Raw genomic sequence first — 23,995 nt, forward strand, 5'->3', positions numbered from 1 at the left:
GGTTTGATGGCTATGGGCGAGCGCCTTGGACGCCCGACTCGGAAACCGAAACTGTGTTCTGGCGAGGCAGCAGCGTGCGCCAGTCCTGGTCCAACGCGATCTCCGCGGAGATGCCGATCGCCTTGCCGACCTCGACCTGCACTGCGGGAATTTCCTGTTTGTCGCGCGCAGCCTTGGCGCACGCCAGCAAGCTGCGATACAGCCTCGCAATGGCCACGTCCGCGGCGGACAGCATCTCCTGGGAACGGTCACGCAGCGCACCGCTGGAGACGCTGCAAGCGGCATCCTCCTGCGTGAAGCTGTCGAAGCCCGTGAAGTGCCCCTCGCGCTGAAGGGCGCGGTCCTGCCTGTAGCCGTTTCGCCAGGCCATGGCCTGATCGCTGTCGCAGGTCGCGGCGGTCATGCCGTACTTGGCCAGGGTGGGTTCGTCCAGACCGACGAACGCGAGCTGCTGCGTTCGCAGCGGTTCCAGCCCGATCGCCTTCTCCGGGTTCCACCACACATGGAAGAAATTGCAGCGTTCATCGTTGACCGGAACCACGGCGAACCAGAGGTCGCCGTTCGGGTTCGCCACGAAGCAGGGCGACGCGAAGGAAGCGATGCGCGCCATGCGCTTGTCCCCGGCCTTTCGCAGGGCGACGTAGTGGAAGCCGAAATCCGTTTCGTCGGCCTCGATGGCCGGCGACGCGTCGAACTGCATGTGCGTGGTCTTCTTCGCAAAGTCCAGTTCGGCTCCGTTGGTCTTGGCCAGCCCGGAAGCATGCAGAACCGTCAGGTGCGAGGAGTCCACCAGGCCCTCCATCACCTGCACATAGTTGCAGTTGACCACCGCCATCGCATTGATGCGATGGGCGTCGTCCTGCCCCATGAAGGGCCAGGTCGGGAAGGCGGGCTGCTTGTCGGCCGGCCCCATGTAGGCCCACAGAAGGCCCCCCGCCTCACGCACCGGATACGTCCGGCCCTTGATGCGGTCCTTGAACCTGGGATCGGCCACGTTGGGCGTCTCGAGCACCTGGCCATCGACCGCGAATTTCCAGCCGTGGTAGATGCAGCGCAGCCCGTCGCCCTCGGCACGTGCGAGTTGAAGGGAAGCGCCGCGATGCAGACAGTGCTCGGCGAAGAGACCGGCCCGGCCCTGCTGATCGCGCCACGCGACAAAGTTTTCGCCGAGGACTTCGATGGTCCTGGGGTCCCCGCCCGCGGCGGGCAGCTCCGACAGTTGCATCACGGGCAGCCAGAAGCGACGCATCGCCTCTCCCATGGCCGTGCCGCGTCCGGTTCGGCACATCAACTCGTTGTCTTGATGGGTCAGCATGTGGGGTCCTTTCGGTTGAAGCTGAAGATCGAATCCCTGAATGTCTTCCTTGGAAGATGTAGAGGTAAAAAAAGGGGGCCAGTCAGGCGGTCGCCACCTCACGCCGACGGATCACCACCGGTGACCCACCGAGGCGGCCCTGAACCAGCCAGCGTGCGAGACCCATGTCCATCACCGTCGCGTGCTGGGGAAACCAATCGGCCAGTGCGTGGGCAAAGCTGCGGACGACGTGCGTGTGCCCAAGCGCCAGCGCGGCGCGGACCTCGTCCACCGATTTCAGAACGGCCGAATGCTCGTCGACGTGGCAGCCGGCCGAACCGTAGCCCGTCTCGCGCATCGCCTGGTCCTCTTCGCCGAAGTGACGGAGCGCGTGATCGGCGAAAGCCTCCAGCGCGGCCGACAGCTCAGATTCATCGGCCCGCAGCATGGCGTCGACGCAATGCACGAACTCGTGGTGTGTTTCGTCCATGGCCTCGTGGCCAACGGCAAAGTCATCGTGCCAGGTGAACGCCGCTGCCAAATCGGGTGTCGTGCTCATGCAGGTTCCTTTTCGCCGGCGGTTCGCGGCAACAGTTCGCGCCATTCGCGGCCGTCCAGGACATCGTTCATGCCGGCCACGCGCGACCAGTCGATCCCCCGCTGGATGCCCAACGGTTCCTCACCTTTTTCCGCGGCATCGGCACACGCGAGCAAAGCCCGGTAGAGGCGGTTGACGCCGATGTCGGCCGACGAGAGCACCTCGTGGGTACGGTCCCGAAGCGGACCGGCAGAGACCGAGGCCGCCACGTCTTCCTCGATCAGGCCCGGCAAGCCGCTCCAGCTCATCCCCTTGCGCATTGCATCGCGGTCCTGCATGAAGTTGTTCCGGGTCCCTGGCTTGTCCGTGTTGCCGAGCGTCTCGTCGGTCAGCCCGAAGCCTTCCAGCACCTCTTGCGTCAGGCCGATGAATTCCAGATGCCGGCTGCGCAGCGGCTCCCGGTTGAGCTGTTCGGTCGCGCTCCAGAACACGTGGATGAAGGTCGTCCTCGTATCTCCCGTCGGCACCACGAAGGTCGCGATGTCGCCGTTCGGATTGAGCACGATGCACGGCGCGACGAAGGCGGCAATCCTCGCCTCGGTGCGGTGACCGCTGTCGTCGGCGATGTCGCGAAGCGCCGCGTAGTAGAAGCCGAACGGGGTTTCTTCCACCTCCAGCCGCGGCGCCAGGTTCTGCTGCATGGAGCTCACCTTCTCCGCGAATGCGAGGTCCGCGTTCCCCGACTGGCGCAGTCCGTTCAGGTGCAGCAAGCCGAGGTGCGACGAATCCACCAGGCCCTCGATCACCTGAACGAAGTTGCATTCCTCCATGTGGCGCGTGACCAGACGATGGGCATCCGGCAGATCCATCCACGGCCAATGCGGGAACTCAGGCTCCGCCTCGCGCGGACCGAGATACGCCCACAACAGGCCCCCCGCCTCGCGTACCGGGAACGTGCGCCCCTTGATGCGTTGCTTGAAGCGGGGTTCGGCGACGTTCGGCGTGTCGAGGACGGCGCCATCCACGGCGAACTTCCAGCCGTGATAGATGCATCGCAGGCCGTCGCCTTCCGCACGGGCAAGGCGCATCGAAGCGCCGCGGTGCAGGCAGGCCTCGGCGTACAAGCCGGCGCGCCCGGCCTCGTCGCGCCACGCGACGAAGCGTTCGCCGAGCAGTTCGACCCCCTTGGGATCCGCGTTGGGCAAGAGCTCCGACGAGAGGAGCACCGGCAGCCAGTAGCGACGCAGGGCCACGCCCATCGGCTGGCCCGCGCCGACGCGGCAGATGCGTGCATTGGATTGCGTGTTCAGCATGATGCGTCCCGATCAGTGATAGACGGACCCGCCGTCGACCGCCAGGATCTGGCCGGAAACGAAGGCCGCGTCGTCGCTTGCGAGGAAGGCGACGGCACCCACGATGTCCGCCGGCCAGCCGTCGCGCGGGAGCGCGCGGGTGGCGATGGCGGACTCCCGATAGCTGGCGAGAAATTCCTTGTTGCCCAGGTTGCCCTCGCTGAGCGTGTAGCCCGGCGACACCGCATTGACGGTGATGAAATCAGGGCCGAGTTCGCGAGCGAGAGCGCGCGTCATCGTCATCAGCGCGCCCTTGCTCGCGACATAGTCCAGCATGAAGGGAGCGCCCTTGAACGCGGTGCCGGAAGTAATGTTCACGATGCGGCCGGACTGTTGGCGCCGCATGTGCGGCGCGACAGCACGCGTGCAGAGAAACGGTCCCATCGCATTCACGTCCTGCATGCGGCGCCACTCGGGCACGGAGATCTTCTCGAACGCGCGCAACTGGATGCTGGCTGCGATCGCGGCGTTGTTCACGAGGACATCGACGCGGCCGAACGTCGAGAGAGTCTGCTCGACCATCGCGTGAACGGACTGCTCGTCGGACACATCGACCTTCAGCGCCAGCGCGCGGGCGCCACCCGCCTGGAGTTCTCGCGCCTGCGCCGACGCATCCGCGATGTCTGCCAGCACCACGGCTGCGCCCTCCCTTGCCAGGCGCTGTGCAATCGCAAGCCCGATACCGGTTTGCGCGCCAGTGACGATGGCTACCTTGTCAGCGAATTTCATTGCCTTGTTCTCCATCTTCAGTGGCTCAGACCCATCAGCGCGGCGACGCGCGCCTCGTCCCCTGCCAGTTCTTCGGAAGCACCTTCGAAGACGGCTCGACCCCGGTCCATGACGATGCAACGGTGCGAGAGATCGAGTGCGATATCGACACGCTGCTCGACCAGCAGCAGCGCGAGCGAACTGTCGCGCACGATCTTCCGGATGCTCTGCACGAGGTGCTCCACGATGATCGGCGCGAGTCCTTCGAAAGGCTCGTCCATCAACAGCGCCCGGGGGTTTCCCAGGAGCGCGCGGGCGATGGCCAGCATCTGCTGTTCGCCGCCGGAGAGCTGGTTGCCATGGCTGCCGAGCCGCTCGCCAAGGCGCGGGAACAGGTCCATCACACGCCGCACGTTCCAGTCGCCCGGCCTTTGCGCGATCTGGAGGTGTTCGGCGACCGTGAGGCTGGGAAAGACCTCGCGGCTTTGCGGCACATAGCCCAACCCACGGCGCGCGCGCTCGTGCGAGGCCAGCGCCGCAACATCGCCGCCATCGAGCACGATGCTTCCGCCGCGACGTTGAGCGCGCCCGATGATCAACTCGAGCAAGGTGCTCTTCCCCACACCATTGCGACCGATGATCGCGACCGTCTCGCCCGCGGCCACGCGCAGGCTCAGGTCCTCGACCACGAGCGTGGGCCCCCAGCCGCCCGTCAGTTTGCTGGTTTCAAGCATAGGCGGGGGCTCCTTCGAAGCGCTTCTTCCCGGCCGAGCCGAGGTAGACCGCCTGAACTTCAGGATGCGACATCACTTCCTTCGGTTTGCCGGACATCAGCAAGGCGCCGTTCACGAGCACAGCCACCTCGGAGGCGAACATCCGGACCATCTCCATGTCGTGTTCAATCATCAGCACTGCAATGTCCACCGGCAGGCTGGCGATGGCGCCATGCAGCAGGTCGAGTTCGTTGCTGGGGATGCCGGCGGCCGGCTCGTCCAGCAGCAGCACCCTGGGCTGCAATGCCAGCGCGATCGCGATCTCCACCAGCCGTTGGCGTCCGTAGGCGATCTCGGTCACCTTGCAGTTCCGGTCGTCCTGCAGCTTGAGCTGCACGAGCAGCGCCTCGGTGCGCTCCAACAGGTCGACCTCGCGTCCGGCCGGGCGCCACAGATGAAAGCTTCGACCCGCCGCCTGGGTGACGGCGATGAAGACGTTCTCGAAGACGGTGAGTTGCGAAAACAGGCTCGAGATCTGGAACGTGCGAACCAATCCCTTGCGCGTGCGGACGGCCGCGGAGGCACCAGTCACCTCTTCCCCGAACAGTTGCAGTTTTCCGGCATCGGGCTTCAGCACACCGGTGAGCAGGTTGACCAGCGTGGTCTTGCCGGCACCGTTCGGGCCGATGAGGGCCGTGCGGGTGCCGCTGGGGAGCGTGAGGCTGACATCCTGCGTGACATGCAGCGCACCGAAGTGCTTGCTCAGTCCGATGGCCTGCAGCGCGAAGATGACCGAGGTCATGATGGCCTCCCCCGCCCGCGAAGCCTGTCGATTGCGGTCCGGCTCAATCCCATCAATCCGCCGCGACCGAGCATGACCACCGCAATGAGAAGGACGCCGATGATCAGCATCCAGTAGAACGGGTTCCACTGCGAGGAGAAGTGCTTCAGCAGCATGTAGACGGGTGCACCGATGAATGCGCCGTAGAGCGATCCGATCCCGCCCAGCACCAGCATGACCAGGACGTCGACCGACGTGTCGAGTGCGAAGACCCCGATGCCCACGAATGCGTTCGCCTGGGTAAACAGGGCGCCGGCGACACCCGCTGCGGCGCCGCTGATGACGTAGGCCAGGGTGAGGTGCGGCAACACGCGGTTGCCGATCAGCCGCATGCGTGCCGGGTTCTCGCGCACGCCCTGCAGCATGACCCCGAAAGGCGAGGCGACGACTCGCTTGAGCACGACGAACAGCACCACCAGCCAGCTCAGCACATACAGGTAGGCCGTGCTGCCACCCAGCCCCCATTCGAACCACCCCAGGATGGGGGCGAACTGGATGCCGGCAAGACCATCGTCGCCACCGGTGATGCCCGTGGCCTTGTGAGCCGCCTCGAACACCAGCGCGCCGAGCGCCAGCGTGACCATCAGCAGGGGCAGGCCGGTCAGCCGCAACAAGAACGGGCCCACAAGGGCTGCCAGCGCGGCGGCTGCGATGCCCGCCACCAGCACGGCGCTGACAGGCTCCGTCCACCCGGCCAGGGAAAGCCAGCCGGCGGTGAAGGCACCGAGGCCGAAGAACACCGCATGGCCAAAGGAGAGCACGCCGGAGAACCCCAGCAGCAGGTCGTACGACAGCACCAGCAGCACCATGACCAGCACCGAAGTGCCGAGGGACAGGTACTGGGGGAACAGGAAATAGCAGGCCACCGCGGCAGCCAGCCAGAGGAACTCTCCCGCGCGCCAGTGATGGCGGGCGAGGATGGAATGACGTGGAACAGCGTTCATGGTGTCAAGCCGTGCGGGCACGGGCGAGCAGGCCGTCGGGCCGCCACACGATCAGCCCGATGAGAAGCAGGTAGATGAGAAAGGCGCCGGATTGCGGAAAGAGGTAGCGGCCGGCCGTCTCGACCAGGCCGACGATCACCGCGACGGCGACCGAGGCCGTCACCTGGCCGTGCCCGGCAAGCGCCACGATCACCAGCACCAGCACCAGGTGCTTGAGCGGCCACATCGGCTCCATCGGCAGCATGGGCGCCGCCAGGACGCCGCCAAGCGCGGCAAGACCGCACCCCAGCGCAAAAGTCGCCGAGAAAAGCAGCGGGACGTTCATGCCCATGGCCTGGGCCATGCCGCGGTTGTCCACCGCGGCACGGAGCCGTGCGCCGGTGCTGGTGCGCTCGAACACCCACCACAGCGCGCCGATGATCACCAGGCAAATGACTGCCGAGACCACGCGGTACACCTCGAACTCGCGGATCCCGAGATCGATGTTCCCCTTGAGGTACGCAGGGAGGTCGAGGCGCGTGATGTTCGGTCCGAACCACATCGTCAGCAATGCGATGACAACGAAGTTGAAGCCGATCGTCACCAGCACCTGATCGAGATCGCTGCGCTTGTACAGGTGCACATAGAGCAGGCGCTCGGCGGCGACGCCGAAGGCCGCCACCGCAAACACCGCCGCCGGGACGGCGACCGCATAGGGCCATCCCTGCTGCTGCATCAGGCTGATTGCCAGGTACCCGCCGATGGCCGCGAAGGCGCCATGCGCGAGGTTGATGACGCGCATCAGGCCCATGGTGATGACCAGGCCGAGTGCAATGAGGCACAGGACGAGGCCGTACGACAGCCCGTACAAGAGGATGAAGGCGATGGTGTCCACTGGCGTCCTATCGGTGGGAGTCGTCGAAGGTGCTGCGTCAGTTCAGCGACGCCGGATTCACCTGCTCCCAGGTCTTCACGACCTTGTTGCGCTTCGTGCCATCGCTGTCCTTCACCACTTCGCGCAAGTAGAAGTTCTGCACCAGTTCGCGGGTGGCCGGGTCGATCGTCACATTGCCGCGTGGGCTCTTCCACGTATAGCCGGCCAGGGACTTGACCGCATCGCCGTTGAACGGCTTGCCCGCCTGGTCGCGAATCATCTTGTAGGCCAGGTGCATGGCGTCGTATGCGCCGATGCTGAAGGAGTTGGGCCGGGCGGTGGGCCCGACGTTCTTCAGGAGCCAGCCCGCGAAGGCCGTGTTCTCCGCGTTCCTGGCGTTCGCGTCGATGTAGATGATGGACTTGAAGCCGACGATCGAGTCGTCGAACAGCGGCAAGTCGCTGTCCTCCGCCTCGCCCTGGCCGATGATCAACACCTTCTGCGTCAGGCCGCGCGCGGCCAGCGCCTTGCTGAAGCCCACGGAGGCGGCGCCGGGCGGCAGGAAGATCTGCAGCACGTCGGGGTTGGCATTCGCGATGCGCTCCGCGATCGGGGCGAAATCGGTGGTGTTCAGCGGAACGCGCACGTTGCCGACCATTTGTCCGCCTTCCGCCGAGAACCTTGCCATGAAGGACTGCTCCACGATGTGCCCCGGGCCGTAGTCCCCGACCGCGACGAAGCCCCGTGACTTGCCCTGTTGGCGAGCGTAGGTGGCAGCCAGCTCCGCCGGCTGGTTGATCGACTGGCCCATGCGGACAAAGTACGGCGACATCTTCATCAGCGAAGGCGTGGCGGCGTTGACGATGAACAGGGGCACCTTGGCGGCGTTGACGACAGGCGCGGTCGCCGCCACTTCCGGGCTCAGGTAGAAGCCGCCCAGCATGGCCACCTTGTCCTTGACGACGAGCTCTTCCGCCAGCCGCTTCGCGAGCGTCGCGTCAGCGCCCGCGCTGTCCCTGTAGATCACTTCGACCGTGCGGTCCCCTGCCTTCGCGCCGTTGAGTGCCATGTACCCCTCGACGCCCTGCCGGAACGACTGGCCCGCGACCGCGAACGGGCCGGTGAAGGGCCCGACGAAGCCGATCTTGATGGGCTCCTGCGCTGTGACGGAAGCGCTGAAGAAGATGCCGGCAGCGGCAAGTCCCAGCAGACGGGCAAATGGCATTTTCATTGGGTATACCTCGTGGGAGAAGAGATCGCGCGGCAGGAAGAAATCCTGCGTCCGTTGAAATCATCTTCCATGGAAGGTAGATGTTGCGTGCCAGAATCTCCATAGGGCAAACCACTAGATTTGCATGTAACCGTCGGCTCTTCGCAGTTCACCGGTAACTCCGCGTAAGATGGCGACCTCGAGGACGTATGTTTCTATGGAAGACAAATACACCACCGATCCAACGGGTCTCGCACCCGACAGCAATGGTTCGCGCAAGGGACGACCGGCGAGGCCCAGCGTCAGCGAGCTGATCACCATGCAGTGGCAGACCGAGCGGCAAGATCTGGATCTGCAGAACTTCCTTCTGGCGATCTACTTCATGCGCCTCGGCACCCTGGTCGACCGTGCCTACGACCGCCACTGCCAGAAGGAATACGGCATCAACGGCGGAGACATGCGCCTGATGTTGGCGCTCCGGCGCAGCGGCCCTCCCTACGTCAAGCGGCCGACAGATCTGTTTCGTGCGCTGCTGGTCACCTCGGGCGCGATCACGAAGAAGGTCGATCGACTCGTGGAGGCCGGCTACGTGGAGCGCCTTCACGACCCGAGCCACAGCGGAGGCTTCCTGGTTCACCTCACGAAGAAGGGCCTGCAGATCGTGGAACTGGCCGTCGAGCACCTGGCCAACCACTCCGCCCTGGCCCCTGCCATGTCCCAGCTTTCTCCCGAAGATCGGGAACGCGGGTCCCGGTTCGCGTTGCGTGTCCTGTCCACGCTGGAAAGCTCGGAAATGGGACTCGAGGACGAGATCGATACGCCTGCGGACCGCGTGCAGCACAAGGGCCGCAAGCGCTAGCAGACTCAGGATTTCTTCGGCGCCCCGAAGACCTTCGGAAAGGGCGTGAGATTGGTCGAGCCTCCGTCGACCACGACGATCTGGCCGGTCATGTGGGCGCTGAGATTCGATGCGAGGAAGAGAATCGGACCTGCAACCTCGGCCGGCATCGCCGCCTTGGCGATCCGCAAAGCCAGCTCTTCCTCGCGATCGACACACAACACGCGCGCACCTGCCTGGGCGAGCGCGTGGCTCGTCGCTTCGCCGATGCCCTGGCCGGCGCCGAGAACGACGAAGTTCTTTCTGTCAAGGCGAAGCTGCTGGAGGTAGTCAGGGACGCTGTAGTCGGGCGTCTGTGTAGTCTGTGTTGTCTGCATTCGAGTTCCTTCCAGGGGGTGTCAGAGATCCAGCACGAGCCGCGGCGTACGCGCACGCGAGCAACACGGCGTGAAGCAGTCGTTCTGCTCATGCTCCGCGTCCGTCAGATACAGGTCGCGGTGGTCGGGCAAGCCGGCGTGCACGCGCGTGACGCAAGTGCCGCAAACGCCCTGCTCGCACGAGACGGTGATGGCGACGCCGGAATCCCTCAACGCGTCGGCAGCGCTCTTGTCGGCAGCGACCTGGATGACCTGGCCGCTGCTCTTCAGTTCGATCTCGAACGGCCCGTCGGCCGAATGGTCGATCGGCGCGGCAGCAAAGTACTCCCGGTGCAGTTGAGGCTCTTTCCAGCCGAGCTCACGGGCGGTCTGGAGCACATGGTCCATGAAGCCCGCGGGACCGCACACGTAGAGATGCGTGCCGGGATTCGGCGGCCCGATCACGGCAGCGGCATCCAGCATTTGCGCCTTCGGTCCATCGTCGACATGAATGTGCACGTCATCGGCAAAGGCACTGGCCCGCACTCGGTCGACGAATGCCATCCGGCTGATCGTCCGCCCGCAATAGTGCAACTCGAACGCGCGCCCTTCCTGCGTGAGTTGCTCCGCCATGCACAGGATCGGCGTGATGCCAATGCCACCTGCGAGCAGGACGGATCGCCCGGCACTCTTGTCCAGTGCGAAGTGATTGCGGGGAACGCTGATGTCCAGTTCGTCATCGATCTTCACGCCGTCCACGAGCGCGGCCGAGCCCCCGCGCGATTGCGCCTCACGCAATACGCCGATGCGGTATCGCGCAGGCTCACTCGGGAGGTCGTGCAAGGAGTACTGGCGGACCAGCCCACCCGGCAGATGGACATCGATATGGGAGCCGGCCTCGAACGGCGGAAGCGCGCTTCCGTCGGCCGCGGCAAGTTCGTACCCCACTGTTCCTTCCGCCAGTTCCGAACGGGCACTGACTTTGACTCGCATGAGCACTTCCATCACTGAACTCCAACGGGTTGAGGCGCGACGACTGCCGCGCGAGGCAGCATGGATTGCTGCTCATTGCACATGTTGTCTTCCATGGAAGTATTATTGGCCAATCTCTTCAAAGCGCAGAAGGAATCCTCTATCACCTAGGGACAATGAGGTCATTTCGGCGAGCATCGGCTTCTTCATCCGCAGATTATTCTTGCATTAATCTTCCATGGAAGTCCAAGCCATGCGGCCTACGTGTCGAAGCCGAAGGTGGTCGCCGAGCTGATCGAAAAGGCCGCCTCGAATGTGAAGGTCGCGGCCAAGTAAACGGGCTACTGCGCGAGCGTCGTCGAGACTCAGATCATTCCCTTATTTGAAAGCAACGAATCGGTCGTTCGCAATTCGAGAGCCCGTCCGCAGAATCGCGGGTCGAGTGCCAATCGGCACTCCTTTCTCGTTCGGGCTCCATGAATTTCCAACAGTTGCGCTCCGTGCGCGAAGCCGTTCGATGCGGCTTCAATCTCACCGAAGCCGCCCACGTGCTGCACACCTCGCAGCCGGGCGTCAGCCGACAGATCCGCGAACTCGAAGACGAACTGGGCATTGCGCTGTTCGCGCGTGCCGGCAAGCGGCTGACGGGCCTGACGGCGCCGGGCGACCATCTGCTGCCCATCATCGAACGCGTGCTGCTCGAGAGCCAGAACCTGCGCCAGGCCGGACAAGACTTTCTTTCGCAGGAGGCAGGCCTGCTCTCCATCGCCGCGACGCACTCGCAAGCGCGCTACGCGTTGCCGATTGCCGTGCAGGAGTTCCGCGCAAGGTTTCCCAACGTGCAATTGCACCTGCGCCAGGGCTCGCCCAAGCAGATTGCGCAAATGCTGCTCGACGGCGAGGCCGACGTAGGTATCGCCACGGAAGCATTGAGCGACTACCCGCAACTTGTCGCACTGCCGAGCTTCCGCTGGACCCATTCGGTGATTGCGCCGCCCGGCCACCCCTTGCTCGACGGGGCACTGACCATCGAGCGCCTGGCCGCCTACCCGCTCGTCACCTACGACAGCGGCTTCACCGGCCGCACGCGCATCGACCGGGCTTTCGCCGAAGCCGGTCTCAAGCCCGATCTCGCCATCACCGCGATGGACGCCGACGTCATCAAGACCTACGTCGAACTTGGCATGGGTGTCGGCATCGTCGCGGGCATCGCCTTCGAAGCCGAGCGCGACATCCGCTTGCGCGCGGTCGATGCGGGCCACCTCTTCGGCATCAACCTGACCAAGCTGGCCGTGCGGCGCGGCGTCTATCTGCGCACCTTCGTCTACGCGTTCATCGAAGCCTTCGCGCCCACCCTGACGCGGCCTGCAGTGGAAGAGGCACTCGCCAGCGGCGCAGCGGAGGTTGAGAGCCAGAGCGAGTCACTGCCCTCGTCGGCGCTCGCGCAACTGCTCGCCCATGCACCGAGCACGAGCGGCGCGCGGCGAGGGAATTTTGTGAACCATTCGGGCAGCCTCTCCAGAAGTGCGAATCCAGGCGCATCATGGGCGGATGAACATCCAGCTCGGTTTTGAGATCGCCTACCAGCTTCCCCGGCCGACGCCGATGATCCTGACCCTCAGCATCCATTACTCGCGCGCCTCGGATCTCCTGCGCCCGGACCATCTGGTCACGAAGCCTTCCGTACCCACGACAGCGTACCGCGACCTGTTCGGCAACTGGTGCACGCGCCTGGTCGCACCCGCGGGCCGCTTCGTCCTGAGTACGGACACCGTGATCCACGACAGCGGCGCGCCGGACGTCGTCATGCCCTCGGCGCCGCAAACGCCCGTGGAGTACCTGCCCGAGACCACCCTGCTCTACCTGCTGGGCAGCCGCTACTGCGAAACCGACCTGCTGTCCGATTTTGCGTGGCAGCGCTTCGGGAGCGGACCGACCGGCTGGGGCCGCGTGCAGGCGGTGTGCGATTTCGTGCACCAGCACATCGAGTTCGGCTACCAGCACGCGCGGCGCACCCGTTCGGCCTTCGAAGCCTTCAAGGAAGGGCAAGGCGTGTGCCGCGACTACGCGCACCTGGCGATCACCCTCTGCCGCTGCCTGAACATCCCGGCCCGCTATTGCACCGGCTACCTCGGCGATGTCGGGACCCTGCCGCCGTACGGCACGATGGACTTTGCGGGTTGGTTCGAGGCTTTCCTGGGTGACCGCTGGTACACCTTCGATGCGCGCAACAACGTGCCCCGCATCGGCCGCGTGCTGATTGCGCAAGGGCGCGACGCCAGCGACGTCGCGTTGTCGAGCACCTTCGGCCCCAACGAGCTGGACGGATTCAAGGTCTGGTGCGACGAGGTTCAGTGACCACAAGCGCAGCGCACCGCATCCCGGCCGTGAAATCCTAGAATGGCTCGACCAGACCATTCTGCCGAAGGTGAGCCGTGGAAACTGAGGTCCTGAGAACGCGCGACCTGGATGAGGCCATGAGTGCAGTCGGCCGCGTCTACTGCGCACACACAGTGGTCCCGCAGGGTCCGGTCCGTGATGTCGAGGCGACCCTGGAAGTGGTCCATGGCAGCGCGCAACCGGTGGTGAAGCTGAGCTATTCGACGCCGGTCCGGATCGATGCCGGAAACTTTCCGGACCTGCTCCTGATGATGTCCGCGGCCTCGGGTGCCGCCAGCGTGGTCCAGGGGCGACAGGCGTCCATGTGGCGCGCCGGGCAGACGATGCCGCTTTCGCCCGGGCTCGACACCACGCTCCTGTTCGATCGCCAGTTCGCCCAAAGCTCCTTGCGGGTGGAGATTGCTCGCCTCGAGGATCTTTGCGCGCGTTGGCTTGGCCACCCGCTCGATGCGCCGCTGCGCTTCGTGTTGCATCCGCTGTCGCCGGACTTCGAGCGAGTGTGGCAGGACACCATGCGCGTCGCCGCCTCCGTCGGCACCTTGGGCATGCCGGTCCCGCAGGCCGCCCTGGATTCGCTGGACGAGTTCCTGTTGTCACTGCTCCTGCATGGTCACACGCACAATTGCTCCGAGTTGCTCTCGCACCCGGCCAGGGCGGCGGCGCCGCGCCTGGTGCTGGCCGCGGAGGGCATCTTCCGTGATCGCGCTGCAGAGGGCACGACTGTCTCCGCCGTCGCGGCCGAGCTCGGTGTCAGTGTTCGCAGCCTGCAACTGGGTTTTCGCGAAGCGCGCAACACCTCGCCCTCCTCCTGTCTGCGCCTTCTTCGACTCGAAGCTGCACGCAGTGCCCTCAACGCCGGCACGGCCGCCACCTCCGTCACCGAGGTGGCGCTTTCGCACGGCTTCTCGCACATGGGCCGATTCAGCTCTGCGTACAAGGCGGCCTTCGGCGAGACGCCGGCCATGACGCTTCGCCGGGCACGCCAGCGGCACTAGTTGCCGGGAGCCGCCTCAGCTTTTCGCAAAACGGCTTTTGCTTCCGAAACTGTACTTTTGGTGAGGCGTTGCATTGCGCACGATGGCCATGGGGCGACATGCCCCGGCAACCTGGAAAGGCAACGCGATGAAATCACCCAACGCCCAAGACGACGCGCTCACCGTGCTGGAAGCGGGCTTCAAGATCATTCCTGGCAAAGAGGCGGATTTTTTCGCCGTCCAGGGCAGGATGGTGCCGGTTGGCGCAAGCCAGCCCGGATTCATCTCCGTCCAGGGCGGCTTGATTGCCGATTCCACCTGGCTCTATTTCGGCGTTCGCTTCGAGAGCAAGGCCCAGATGGATGCGTGGCATCGGCATTCGGGACACCAGGCTGTTCAGCGGATGGCCTATGCCAAGTTCTGGACCGCTGTCTATCTTCGCAAGTGGCGCGCCGCGCTTCCGGGCGAAACGCTCGGTGATCGCCTCATGTGCGAGACCCGCCTGATCTGCGACTCGCCCCTGGACGAAGCGCAACTGGCATCGATCAAGTCGACGCTCTCCGGACTGGGCGAGGCCGGGGCCCAGCGATTCGAGACGCTGACCGGCGAATACGAGCCTCAGCCGTACCAGTTCGTCGGCCCCGTGGAAATCACGCCTGCGGCGAGCGGCACGCTCTACTCGCTCATCACGCACTGGTCCTCCCCCGCTGCCCTTCGAGCCTGGCAGCAATCCAACGCCCTCGAGTCTCTGAAGCAACTTGGGCAGGTCAGCAACGACACCTTCATCGCGGTTGTCGAAAACGAGGAACGCGATCGTCTGCGTAGCGACCGACTGCAACGCGAATGGACGCTTGAAGGGCATCCCTGATGAGTCACGACACGGCCCCCGCAGCGCGGCACGGCGCACTGAGGACGAAGAAAAGCCGGGCTGACCCGGCTTTCTCCAAGGCGCCGCGATTCAGAGCGGAAGGCGATCGCCGTGCGCGGCCGCACGGGCCTGGAGGCGAACATTGGCGCGGTCGACGCCCGACTCGACGCGCGTCACGCCTTGGCCGTAGCCTTCAGCGTACGGATTCGCGCTGTGAGCGGCCACAGAGGCCTGCGAGCGAACCGATGCACGGTCGACCGAACTGGCGACGGTCGCGACGCCTTGCCCGGCTGCATCGCCAAACTGGTCGCCACTGCGTGCGGCGACCACCCCTTCGGTGCGAACTGCGGCACGGCTCTGGGTCGATGTGACCTTGACGACGCCGTCATAGGTTTCTGCATGGACGCCGGCGGCAGCGAGGATCGCGAGCGCAAAACCGGAGAGGAGCTTGGAAGCGGTGTTCATGGTCGTGGATTCCTTCAAGTGATTGGAACGGGTTGGTGTGGGATGAAGTTTGCGCCGGCAAGGAGGTTGGTGGATGTGCGTTTTCGCACCTCTTTTGAGACGCCGCTCAGCGCCCCTTGAAATCCAGAACCGGCCGCGGCTTGCCCGCCTTCAGCGCATCGACCGCCGACTTCAGACCGCGCCGGACGTCGTCCGTCTCGAACAGCGGCATCGCGATATCGAGCATCGCATCGTCGGCTGCCGACACGCCACCTACGGCCCACGCACGCAGCAGCGCCTTGTGGGCGGCATACGCCCGTGTCGGGCCTTGGGCAACCTTCTGCGCGAACGCGCGCGCCTCCTGCAGAAGCTGCGCATCCGGGACCACGCGATTGACGACGCCGAAGCGCTCCATCGTGGCCGCCGGCACCCTTTCCGAGGTCAAGGCCCACTCGGCCGCGCGAGAGCGTCCGGCGCGCTCCGCGACCCGATAGATGCCGCCCAGCACCGTGACGATGCCCAGTGACTGCTCGGGGTGCCCGAAGGTCGACGACTCGCCGGCAATGATCATGTCCGCACGCAGTGCGAGCTCGAGACCGCCGCCGAAGCACAGCCCCTGCACCGCCGCGATGACCGGCATGGGCATGCGCTCGAAGCGGTTGAAGACCGACATGTAGTAGCCGAAGCGCTCGCGCAGTTCCTGGATGCTCGCCTCGGGCCAGTTCGTGATGTCGCCGCCGAAGCTGAAGTTCTCGCCTTCGTTTCGAACCAGCACGGCACGCGCGCCGCTGCGTTCGATGGCGGCGACCGCCTCGGCCAGCTCGTTGACCATCTGGTCGTCGATGCGGTTCTGCGGCGGGCGGTCCAGCACGATGGTGGCGATCTCGTCGATGCTGTAGGTCAGGTGGGACATGGGACGATCCTTGGATGTTGGAAATATTGGGGGACGTTGCTGCGCATCAGCCCAGGTGCTGCTCGAACCACTCGACGGCAGCGGCGCTGGAGACGTGGAACTGGGACAGGTAGGGGTCGAAGTGGCCGCCCTCGATGGTGACCAGGCGCTTGGGCTGCAGCGCGCGTTCATAGGCCGCCAGCTCGAGGTCGGTCAACGTGATGGTGTCGCGCATGGCCGCCACCATCAGCAGCGGTGTCGGCGACACGCGCGTGATCCATTGGCCGGGTTCGTACATGCGCGCCGCACGGGTCGAGCGCACTGTCACGTTGTTTTCCCAGGCGCCGGGCGGCACGGGCTGCAGATAGAAATCGATGGCGTCCCTCGCACGGTAGGAGGCCGGGGTGCCCGGGTCGTCGCTCACGACCGCCTGGCGCCGCGGCGGCTCGCCGCGCAGCTGCGCACGGTCGTCGTCGGCGAACATCTCTTCGATCGCCGCCACGTTCTCCGGTGGAATGCGACGCAAGCCCTGCTCGTAGCCGCTGATGGTTGGCACCTGGGCCACGACGCACTTCAAGCGGCGGTCGGTGGCGCCGAGCACGATCGCATGGCCGCCGGCGTAGCTGGTGCCCCAGAGGCCGATGCGTTTCGGGTCGACGACATCGAGGCTTTCGAGATAGCTGATGGCACGCCGCCAATCGGCGACCTGCCGCCACGGGTCCACGTCCTGGCGCGGCAGGCCCTCGCTGGCGCCGAAGCCGCGGTGATCATGCAGCAGCACCACGAAGCCCGCATCCGCAAAGGCCTTGGCGAAGCGCTCGATGCCCTGCTCCTTCACTCCGGCATAGCCGTGGGCCATCGTGATGGCCGGGCGACGACCTTCGCCAGGCGGCACGAAGAGCCAGCCGCGAAGCTTGACACCGCCGTCGACTTCGAATTCCACATCGGTACGTTTGATCATTCCTGAACTCCTGAGCAAGTAGAGAAGTAAGTAAGCAAGTGGCCGATTCAGTCGGCGCTGAAGAAGTGGCCCGGTTCGACCTTGCCCTGAAGGCGCCGCCCGAGCTCAGCCGAGAACTTGAGCGCACCGCCGAGCGGCCGATGGTGAATGGCGGCATGGACGATCTTTCCCTGCTCGTTCCGGGTGAGAACCGTGATGCCGCTGAGCTTCACGCCGCCGAAGGCCCGGGCCTCCCATTCGAGGTAGCTGCGCAGACCGCTGGTCGTCTGGTGCGTGAAGGCGAGCGCCTCGTAGATCTGGCTGGCCGCCCCCATGACGGTCTTGACCTGTTCGGCGCCGGCAATGGGGCTGACCAGCGCGCTCGCCTCGAGCACGATGTCCGCATCGAATGCGTCGGCGAAGGCGGATGACGACTTCTGCTCGAATGCGCGCGTCCAGCCTTGTGGCGCGGCGGCTGCGCCGGCGCTGTCGTCGAGGGTCGAGAGGAACTCCCCGAGCACCCTGGCAAAAGCTTCCGGTTGCTCCACGTGCGGCCAGTGACCGGCGTTGCCGATGCAGGCCACGGCGGGATCCTCGAAACGAGGTGCCACGGCCTTCTCGACGATCTCCGCCGTCACGAAGGAATCCCCTTCACCGCGAACGATGAGCACAGGCCCGCCGTAGCGGGTGTGGGTTGCGCCGAGTTCGTCGCCGCGGTTCCAGAGGTCGGCGAACGTGCAGACGGAGGCGGGCTCCACGGGATCACCCAGACGGGCCAGCCTCTCGAGTCGATCGCCATCGAGGTGGACCGAGAGGTGGCGGCGCAGATCGCGCTGCGCGACCGGGTTGCCGCCGAGCGCGCGGAACGTCTTCATCACCTCGTCGGGAAGACCGGTGCCGGCCAGCGGCACAGGCGTCAGCAGGACCAGCGCGCGGACTTGCGAGGCCAGATCGCCCGCGACCATCTCGGCCACTTGCGCCCCCATGCTCTGCCCCACGAGGACCACGGGCCTGTCCAGGGCACGCACCTGCCGTGCGACATCTTCGGCGAGGCCGGCGAGGCTGTTCGGTGCGCGCTCGTCGGCACGGGCGCCCATGCCGGGGAGGTCCACGCACAGCGCGTCCTCCGCACGCTCACCGAGCACGCGGACGACGTCGTCCCAGACAGCCGCGCCGTCGAGAAAGCCGTGGATGAAGACGAGCGAGGGCTGGCGGCCGGCGTCCGCCGCCGCCTTGGGGATCAAGGTCATGAGGTTCTCCTGTGAGGGGTGTCGGGAATCAACGCGTCGCGCCAGAGGCGGACCACTCTTTCGAATCGATCGGCGAATAGCCGTCCGGCTGCCCATCGAGGCGGCCGGCCCGCTTGCCCCGGAAGGTGGCGAGAAGCTCTTCGTCGAGCGGCGTCGTGAATGCGTTGTGCACGAGCGTGTACTCGGCGGCCAGGCGGCCCACCGCTTGCAGGGCGCCGGTGTCGATGCGGCCGCCCTCCATGTAGACGTCGTCGCGGATATGGAAGCGGACCACTTCACCGAACACCACGTAGTCCGTGTCGCCCATCGGAATGATCCGCTCGAGCTTGCACTCCAGCGAGATGGGCGCGTCCTTCACGCGAGGCACCGCAACGACGACCGATGCGTCCTTCTCGAGGCCGATCGCGTTGAATTCGTCGACGCCCGAGTCGAACTCGAAGGCGCTGCGGTGCATCGCATGCGCCAATGGCAACGTGACCATGTTCACCACGAACTCGCCCGTGTCGCGGATGTTGACGAAGGTGTCCTTCAGCGTGACGCCGTCGGAGCGCGGCTGCAGCGAGATGGAGACGACGGGCGGCATGCGCCCGACCGCCGTGAAGAAGGAGATCGGTGCGAGGTTCGCCACGCCGCTGCGCGACTGCGTGCTGATCCAGCCGATGGCACGCGGCAGGATCGACCCGATCAGCAGCTTGTAGTTCGAAGTCGCATTCAGGGTCGAGGGATCGATGATCATGTAAGGCTCCTTTGCCGCGATGTGTACCGCGATGTGTAGGGAAATTCTAGGAATCGCTTCTCTGCGGAGTAAGACGGATCGGCCCAATGCGCCATTTCAGTTTCGTCAAAAGTTCCGGGGGAAACGCGGCCGTGCGGCGTCGCGTGCGCGTGGATCGTTCCGGTTCGCGCAAAGGTCCGTTTCAGTGCGCCGTCTGGATGGCGAGGCGGTTGCCGCCTAGAGTCACCTCGAGGATCCCGCAAGGACCCGCCAAGGAGATCGAAATGAAGCTCTGGAAATTCATCGAAGCGCATCACGAGGACTTCGGCGTCGCGCTCTTCATCCTCCCGTGCCTGCTGGCGACCTTTTCGATGGCCGGCATCGTCGCCGGCGTCGCCCTGCTGTTCCGGTAGCACGCCGCGATGGGAAAGGCTGATTGATACGAAAACGGAAACGCCGTGTCAGCGGCTGGTCCGTGCCGGCACCCCGTGGGAGGACTATCTTTGAGTCACTGCGAGCCGTGGGCTCGCCCGCTTTCAGGAGTTGCCATGTCCACACCTCTTCATTCCGAAGTCAACCTCGTACAGCCGTCGAAGCTGTCGGCTGAAAGGGCCCGCGCGCTCGCAGCCGAGCAGCTTCCGATCGGACTGACCTTGGCCGCAATCATTCTGTCCGTGCTCGGCGTCCGGTCGTAGTCGCCGATCTGGCGTGTCGTCTGTGAAGCCGCTTCACAGATGATGTGCGGGCGCAGTTATTTCCGTGTGCATGGGCAGGCCGCAACATCGGCTCCAACGAGGGGCATCGCATTTGCATTTGTACAGCCTCTCCGATCACCACCACGGAGACACACATGGAAGAACGCACCGAACTGCAGGAAGCCCTGCTCGACAGCCTGCAACGCGTCGTCGACAAGGAGATCGCACCGCTGGCCCAGCAGATGGACGAGACCGAGACCTTCCCGAAGCACCTGATCTCGGTCTTCGGTGAAATGGGCCTCATGCAGGCCAGGGTGCCCGAGGAATACGGCGGCCCCGGGCTCGACCTCACGACGACCTGCATGGCCAAGGAGCTGGTGGCCAAGGTGTCGATGACCGGGGCCCAGCTCATCAACCAGAACACCATTTCCTTCGTCCTGCCCTTGCTTCACTTCGGCACCGAGGCGCAGCGCCGCAAATGGCTGCCGCTGGTGGCCAAGGGCGGCGTGGTGAGCTCCGTCGCGATCACCGAGCCGCATGCCGGGTCCGATGTCGGCGCGATGCGGACCAGCGCGGTGCGGGACGGTGACCACTATGTGGTCAACGGCCAGAAGTGCTTCATCACCATGGCGCCGCTGGCCGACTACATCACCCTGTTCGCCAAGACCGGCGACACCGCCAAGCGCGGCGTGGACAACATCAGCTGCTTCATCGTCGACATGAAGTCGCCCGGCATCTCGCTCGGCCAGAGCGAGAAGATGATGGGCCAGCGCGGCACGCCGCACGCCGACATCTATTTCGACAACGTGCGCGTACCGGTCGAGAACCGCATGGGCGAGGAAGGCAAGGGCTTCCTCTCGTGCATGCACATCCTCGACCTGAACCGTCCGACGGTCGCCGCCAGTGCGCTCGGCGTGGCGCAGGGCGCCTTCGACATCGCGGTGGCCTATGCCAAGGAGCGCAAGGCCTTCGGCAAGGCGATCGGCGAATTCCAGGGCCTGCAGTTCATGCTCGCCGACATGCACATCCAGATCGAGGCGGCGCGCGCCCTGCTCTACAAATGCACCCGTGCGATCGATGCCGGGCAGACGGATCGCCTCACGGAAATGGCCTCGATGGTCAAGTGCTTCTGCACCGACACCGCGATGAAGGTCACGACCGACGCGGTGCAGATCCTCGGCGGCCACGGCTACGTGCGCGGCAACCACGTGGAGCGCATGATGCGCGATGCCAAGGTCTTGCAGATCTACGAGGGCACCAACCAGATCCAGCGGATGGTGATCGCCCGTCGGGCCCTCGGCTTCCGCTGAGCACCACCCCATGCCCGCGATTCCTCCGAGCGCCCAGGGCGCATTGTCCGGCCTGCGCGTGCTCGACTTCACCTTCGTGATGTCGGGGCCCTATTGCACGCGGCTCATGGCCGATCTCGGTGCCGATGTCATCAAGATCGAGTCCAGGACGGGCGACCTGACCCGCAGCCGTCCTCCGCTGCGCGAGGGGCGCAGCAGCTACTACGCGTCACTCAACTGTGGCAAGCGCAGCATCGTGCTCGATCTCAAGAACCCCGAGGCGCGCGACATCATCCATGAGCTGGCCCTGGAAGCCGACGTGGTGGTGGAGAACTTCCGCCCGGGTGTCATGAAGCGCCTCGGGCTCGGCTATGAGACCCTGAGCGAGATCAATCCGCGCCTGGTCTATTGCTCGATCTCGGGCTTCGGCCAGGGCAAGTCCGGCGACGGCAAGGGGGCGTACGCGCCGACCCTGCATGCCCTCTCGGGCTTCGACAGCGCCCTTCGCTCCTACCAGGACGACGACAGCCGGCCGCCCAACACCGGCATCTTCGTCGCGGACGTTCTGGGCGGCTCGCTCGCCTTCGGCGGCATCCAGGCGGCACTGGTGCAGCGCCAGCGCACGGGCAAAGGGGACCACGTCGACCTGTCGCTGCTCGACGCGATGATCAGCCTGCTGGTCTGCGAGGTCGGCGAGGCCCAGTTCCCCGAGCAGCCGATCCACTTCGTCTACAAGCCGACGCCGGCGCGCGACGGGTATCTGGTCGTGGCGCCCACCACCCAGGACAACTTCGAGGCGCTGTGCGAAGCCACCGGGCACCCCGAGTGGCTCGAAGACCCGCGCTTCGCCACAGGCCGAGGGCGCCAGCAGCACTGGGACGAGTTCCTGGCCGAACTGGCGAAGTGGGCCATGCAGCACACCGCCGAGGAGTGCGAGCGCATCCTCGACGCGCACCACGTTCCCTGTTCGCGCTACCTCGACATCAAGGAAACGATGGCTCTGCCGACGGTGCGCGAGCGCGGAACGATGTGCGAGATGGACGACGGCGCAGGCACCTTCGTCGTCGCGGGCACGCCCTTCCGGATGACCCACGGCAACGCGGGTCCGCGAGCGCACATTCCTGCACTCGGCGCCGACGGCCCGGCGATCCTTGAACAACTGCTGCACCGGAATGCGGAAGACATTGCGCGGCTGAAGGAAGCAGGTGTTCTCGGCGGCTGATGCCTTGCGAGACGGCAAAAGAGAGAGAGAGAGATAAGAACAGGGCGGCCACGTCCTTGGAGACACACATGAAGCCATCGATTCCCGTCCTTGTCGCCGCAGCCTGCCTTTGGGCGGCGGCGCCCCTTGCCTGGGCACAAGCCCCCTATCCGGACAAGCCGATCCGCATCGTCGTGCCGTTCGCCGCCGGCGGCGTGACCGATGCGCTGCTGCGCCTGCTGCAGGAGCCGGTCGGCAAATCGCTCGGCCAGCCCGTGGTCGTGGAGAACCGACCGGGTGCCGCGGGTGCCATTGCCGCACGTTACGTGGCCGAGTCCGCCCCCGATGGCTACACGCTGCTGGTGGTCAATACCGGCCTGATCGCGATCACGCCGTACGCGCAGAAGAACCCGGGCTTCGATCCGGTCAAGAGCTTCACGCCCGTGGCCGGCTTGTCGAGCGCGCCATCCGTGCTGCTGGTGCATCCCTCGGTGCCAGCGGACAACGTCGGGCAGTTCATCGCGTACGCCAAGGCCCATCCCGGCACGATCGACTACGCGGTCGTGGGCAAGGGCGCCTACGGTGATCTCGCGACCGCGTTGTTCTCGCGCCAGGCCGGCATCCGCATGGTGCCGGTGCCCTACCAGGGCAACGCGCAGACCACGACGGCACTGCAGACCGGCGAGGTCAAGGCGCAGTTGACGATCCTTTCGGGTGCGACCAACGACTACATCCGCAGCGGCAAGATCAAGGCGCTCGGCGTGGCGACCGCCGCGCCGACCCCTCTGGTGCCAGGCGTGATGCCGATCGCCGAGGTCGTGCCCGGATTCGACGCCGTGGTCTATACCGGCCTACTGGCACCGGCCCGCACGCCCCAAGCCGTGATCGACAAGGTCGGCAAGGCCGTCACCACCGCGCTCGCAGACCCCGCGCTGCGGCAGAAGCTGGTGACGATGGGCATGGAAAGCGCACCGCTGGACAGCGAGGCCTACGGCGCGCGGATCCGGCAGGAGATCAAGAGTTTCGCGCCCCTGGTCAAGGACCTTGCGGCCGAATAGTTCTACACGTCATCACAGAGGCAACCACCAATGAAGATCCTGGTCCCCGTCAAGCGGGTCGTCGACTACAACGTCAAGGTGCGCGTCAAGAGCGACGGCACCGGTGTGGACATCGCCAACGTCAAGATGAGCATGAACCCCTTCGACGAGATCGCCGTCGAAGAGGCTGTTCGATTGAAGGAGAAGGGCGTGGCCACGGAAATCATCGCCGTGTCCTGCGGCGATGCGAAGTGCCAGGAGACCCTGCGCACGGCGATGGCCATCGGTGCCGATCGCGGCATCCTGGTCGAGACGACCGAAGAACTGCAACCGCTGGCCGTTGCCAAGCTGCTGAAAGCGCTGGTCGACAAGGAACAGCCCCAACTCGTGATCCTCGGCAAGCAGGCGATCGACGACGACGCCAACCAGACCGGCCAGATGCTGGCTGCGCTGGCTGATCTTCCCCAAGCCACCTTTGCCTCGAAGGTCGAAGTCTCGGGGGACAAGGTCAACGTGACCCGCGAAGTCGACGGCGGCCTGGAAACCATCTCTCTGTCGCTCCCCGCAGTCATCACCACCGACCTGCGCCTGAACGAGCCGCGCTACGTGACCTTGCCCAACATCATGAAGGCCAAGAAGAAGCAGCTCGACACCGTGAAGCCCGAGGACCT

26 protein-coding genes and 1 pseudogene are annotated in these 23,995 nt (G+C 65.4%); 11 read left to right on the forward strand and 16 right to left on the reverse strand.

Going from position 1 to position 23,995, the window contains the following annotated elements; genetic code table 11:
• Positions 1 to 10: 10 nt before the first annotated feature.
• From AC1D3B_RS34550 to AC1D3B_RS34590, 9 genes are all read right to left on the reverse strand, one after another.
• On the reverse strand, positions 11 to 1,315 hold the full coding sequence (locus tag AC1D3B_RS34550) for a Rieske 2Fe-2S domain-containing protein (RefSeq protein ID WP_478195179.1): 1,305 nt from the start codon (positions 1,313 to 1,315) through the stop codon (positions 11 to 13).
• Positions 1,316 to 1,397: 82 nt separating this feature from the next.
• Positions 1,398 to 1,853: a bacteriohemerythrin gene (locus AC1D3B_RS34555; RefSeq protein ID WP_478195180.1), complete on the reverse strand. Its 456-nt coding sequence runs from the start codon at positions 1,851 to 1,853 to the stop codon at positions 1,398 to 1,400.
• Complete coding sequence (locus tag AC1D3B_RS34560) at positions 1,850 to 3,145, reverse strand: Rieske 2Fe-2S domain-containing protein (RefSeq protein ID WP_478195181.1); 1,296 nt, start codon at positions 3,143 to 3,145, stop codon at positions 1,850 to 1,852. Before AC1D3B_RS34560 ends, AC1D3B_RS34555 begins: the two co-directional genes overlap by 4 nt.
• Positions 3,146 to 3,157: 12 nt before the next feature.
• Complete coding sequence (locus tag AC1D3B_RS34565; protein ID WP_478195182.1) at positions 3,158 to 3,913, reverse strand: SDR family NAD(P)-dependent oxidoreductase; 756 nt, start codon at positions 3,911 to 3,913, stop codon at positions 3,158 to 3,160.
• Positions 3,914 to 3,930: 17 nt separating this feature from the next.
• On the reverse strand, positions 3,931 to 4,626 hold the full coding sequence (locus tag AC1D3B_RS34570; RefSeq protein WP_478195183.1) for an ABC transporter ATP-binding protein: 696 nt from the start codon (positions 4,624 to 4,626) through the stop codon (positions 3,931 to 3,933).
• The gene (locus tag AC1D3B_RS34575; protein ID WP_478195184.1) at positions 4,619 to 5,407 is read right to left on the reverse strand and encodes an ABC transporter ATP-binding protein; all 789 of its coding nucleotides are present in this window, start codon (positions 5,405 to 5,407) and stop codon (positions 4,619 to 4,621) included. The genes AC1D3B_RS34570 and AC1D3B_RS34575 overlap by 8 nt, the downstream gene beginning before the upstream one ends.
• Complete coding sequence (locus AC1D3B_RS34580) at positions 5,404 to 6,390, reverse strand: branched-chain amino acid ABC transporter permease (RefSeq protein WP_478195185.1); 987 nt, start codon at positions 6,388 to 6,390, stop codon at positions 5,404 to 5,406. The genes AC1D3B_RS34575 and AC1D3B_RS34580 overlap by 4 nt, the downstream gene beginning before the upstream one ends.
• A 4-nt stretch (positions 6,391 to 6,394) precedes the next feature.
• Entirely contained in the window at positions 6,395 to 7,264 is an 870-nt protein-coding gene (locus tag AC1D3B_RS34585) for a branched-chain amino acid ABC transporter permease (RefSeq protein WP_478195186.1), read from the reverse strand.
• A gap of 37 nt (positions 7,265 to 7,301) precedes the next feature.
• Positions 7,302 to 8,474 (reverse strand): ABC transporter substrate-binding protein, encoded by a 1,173-nt coding sequence (locus AC1D3B_RS34590; RefSeq protein WP_478195187.1) that lies wholly within the window; start codon positions 8,472 to 8,474, stop codon positions 7,302 to 7,304.
• 196 nt (positions 8,475 to 8,670) lie between these two features.
• On the opposite strand from AC1D3B_RS34590, the gene AC1D3B_RS34595 reads away from it, so the two are divergent.
• Entirely contained in the window at positions 8,671 to 9,312 is a 642-nt protein-coding gene (locus AC1D3B_RS34595; RefSeq protein ID WP_478195188.1) for a MarR family winged helix-turn-helix transcriptional regulator, read from the forward strand.
• A gap of 5 nt (positions 9,313 to 9,317) precedes the next feature.
• Here AC1D3B_RS34595 and AC1D3B_RS34600 read toward each other — a convergent pair whose 3' ends face one another.
• Positions 9,318 to 9,668, reverse strand: coding sequence for an SDR family oxidoreductase (locus tag AC1D3B_RS34600; RefSeq protein ID WP_478195189.1), 351 nt, complete (start codon positions 9,666 to 9,668; stop codon positions 9,318 to 9,320).
• Positions 9,669 to 9,689: 21 nt separating this feature from the next.
• Positions 9,690 to 10,640, reverse strand: a complete 951-nt coding sequence (locus AC1D3B_RS34605) for a PDR/VanB family oxidoreductase (protein ID WP_478195190.1) — start codon at positions 10,638 to 10,640, stop codon at positions 9,690 to 9,692.
• Positions 10,641 to 11,095: 455 nt separating this feature from the next.
• Between AC1D3B_RS34605 and AC1D3B_RS34610 the strand changes: the two are divergent.
• The 4 genes and pseudogenes from AC1D3B_RS34610 to AC1D3B_RS34625 all read left to right on the forward strand — a co-directional run.
• Positions 11,096 to 12,016, forward strand: a pseudogene (locus tag AC1D3B_RS34610) (CysB family HTH-type transcriptional regulator); the annotation flags it as partial.
• Between the two features lie 154 nt (positions 12,017 to 12,170).
• The gene (locus AC1D3B_RS34615) at positions 12,171 to 12,977 is read left to right on the forward strand and encodes a transglutaminase-like domain-containing protein (RefSeq protein ID WP_478195191.1); all 807 of its coding nucleotides are present in this window, start codon (positions 12,171 to 12,173) and stop codon (positions 12,975 to 12,977) included.
• A 119-nt stretch (positions 12,978 to 13,096) separates the two neighbouring features.
• The gene (locus AC1D3B_RS34620) at positions 13,097 to 14,014 is read left to right on the forward strand and encodes an AraC family transcriptional regulator (protein WP_478195192.1); all 918 of its coding nucleotides are present in this window, start codon (positions 13,097 to 13,099) and stop codon (positions 14,012 to 14,014) included.
• Between the two features lie 127 nt (positions 14,015 to 14,141).
• The gene (locus tag AC1D3B_RS34625) at positions 14,142 to 14,861 is read left to right on the forward strand and encodes an antibiotic biosynthesis monooxygenase family protein (protein WP_478195193.1); all 720 of its coding nucleotides are present in this window, start codon (positions 14,142 to 14,144) and stop codon (positions 14,859 to 14,861) included.
• A gap of 90 nt (positions 14,862 to 14,951) precedes the next feature.
• On the opposite strand, the gene AC1D3B_RS34630 is transcribed toward AC1D3B_RS34625, so the two are convergent.
• The 5 genes from AC1D3B_RS34630 to AC1D3B_RS34650 all read right to left on the reverse strand — a co-directional run bounded on the left by AC1D3B_RS34630 (position 14,952) and on the right by AC1D3B_RS34650 (position 19,123).
• Entirely contained in the window at positions 14,952 to 15,326 is a 375-nt protein-coding gene (locus AC1D3B_RS34630) for a helicase SNF2 (protein ID WP_478195194.1), read from the reverse strand.
• Between the two features lie 106 nt (positions 15,327 to 15,432).
• Entirely contained in the window at positions 15,433 to 16,218 is a 786-nt protein-coding gene (locus AC1D3B_RS34635; RefSeq protein WP_478195195.1) for an enoyl-CoA hydratase/isomerase family protein, read from the reverse strand.
• Positions 16,219 to 16,264: 46 nt separating this feature from the next.
• The gene (locus tag AC1D3B_RS34640; protein WP_478195196.1) at positions 16,265 to 17,158 is read right to left on the reverse strand and encodes an alpha/beta hydrolase; all 894 of its coding nucleotides are present in this window, start codon (positions 17,156 to 17,158) and stop codon (positions 16,265 to 16,267) included.
• 47 nt (positions 17,159 to 17,205) lie between these two features.
• The gene (locus AC1D3B_RS34645) at positions 17,206 to 18,387 is read right to left on the reverse strand and encodes an alpha/beta fold hydrolase (RefSeq protein ID WP_478195197.1); all 1,182 of its coding nucleotides are present in this window, start codon (positions 18,385 to 18,387) and stop codon (positions 17,206 to 17,208) included.
• A gap of 28 nt (positions 18,388 to 18,415) precedes the next feature.
• Positions 18,416 to 19,123 carry a flavin reductase family protein gene (locus AC1D3B_RS34650; RefSeq protein WP_478195198.1) on the reverse strand — a complete coding sequence of 236 codons (708 nt, stop codon included), beginning with the start codon at positions 19,121 to 19,123 and terminating at the stop codon, positions 18,416 to 18,418.
• Between the two features lie 263 nt (positions 19,124 to 19,386).
• Here AC1D3B_RS34650 and AC1D3B_RS34655 point away from each other — a divergent pair, with 263 nt between their 5' ends.
• The 6 genes from AC1D3B_RS34655 to AC1D3B_RS34680 all read left to right on the forward strand — a co-directional run.
• A complete protein-coding gene (locus AC1D3B_RS34655) occupies positions 19,387 to 19,515 on the forward strand; it encodes a hypothetical protein (RefSeq protein ID WP_478195199.1) in 129 nt (42 codons plus the stop codon).
• Between the two features lie 135 nt (positions 19,516 to 19,650).
• Complete coding sequence (locus AC1D3B_RS34660; RefSeq protein WP_478195200.1) at positions 19,651 to 19,797, forward strand: hypothetical protein; 147 nt, start codon at positions 19,651 to 19,653, stop codon at positions 19,795 to 19,797.
• 155 nt (positions 19,798 to 19,952) lie between these two features.
• Positions 19,953 to 21,107, forward strand: a complete 1,155-nt coding sequence (locus AC1D3B_RS34665; RefSeq protein ID WP_478195201.1) for an acyl-CoA dehydrogenase family protein — start codon at positions 19,953 to 19,955, stop codon at positions 21,105 to 21,107.
• A 10-nt stretch (positions 21,108 to 21,117) separates the two neighbouring features.
• Entirely contained in the window at positions 21,118 to 22,308 is a 1,191-nt protein-coding gene (locus AC1D3B_RS34670) for a CaiB/BaiF CoA transferase family protein (protein ID WP_478195202.1), read from the forward strand.
• Positions 22,309 to 22,376: 68 nt separating this feature from the next.
• On the forward strand, positions 22,377 to 23,345 hold the full coding sequence (locus AC1D3B_RS34675; RefSeq protein WP_478195203.1) for a Bug family tripartite tricarboxylate transporter substrate binding protein: 969 nt from the start codon (positions 22,377 to 22,379) through the stop codon (positions 23,343 to 23,345).
• A 30-nt stretch (positions 23,346 to 23,375) separates the two neighbouring features.
• Positions 23,376 to 23,995: electron transfer flavoprotein subunit beta/FixA family protein (locus AC1D3B_RS34680; protein ID WP_478195204.1), on the forward strand; the 620-nt coding region annotated here is incomplete at its 3' end.

It is taken from the genome of Variovorax sp. P5_A3 (genome assembly GCF_056400665.1).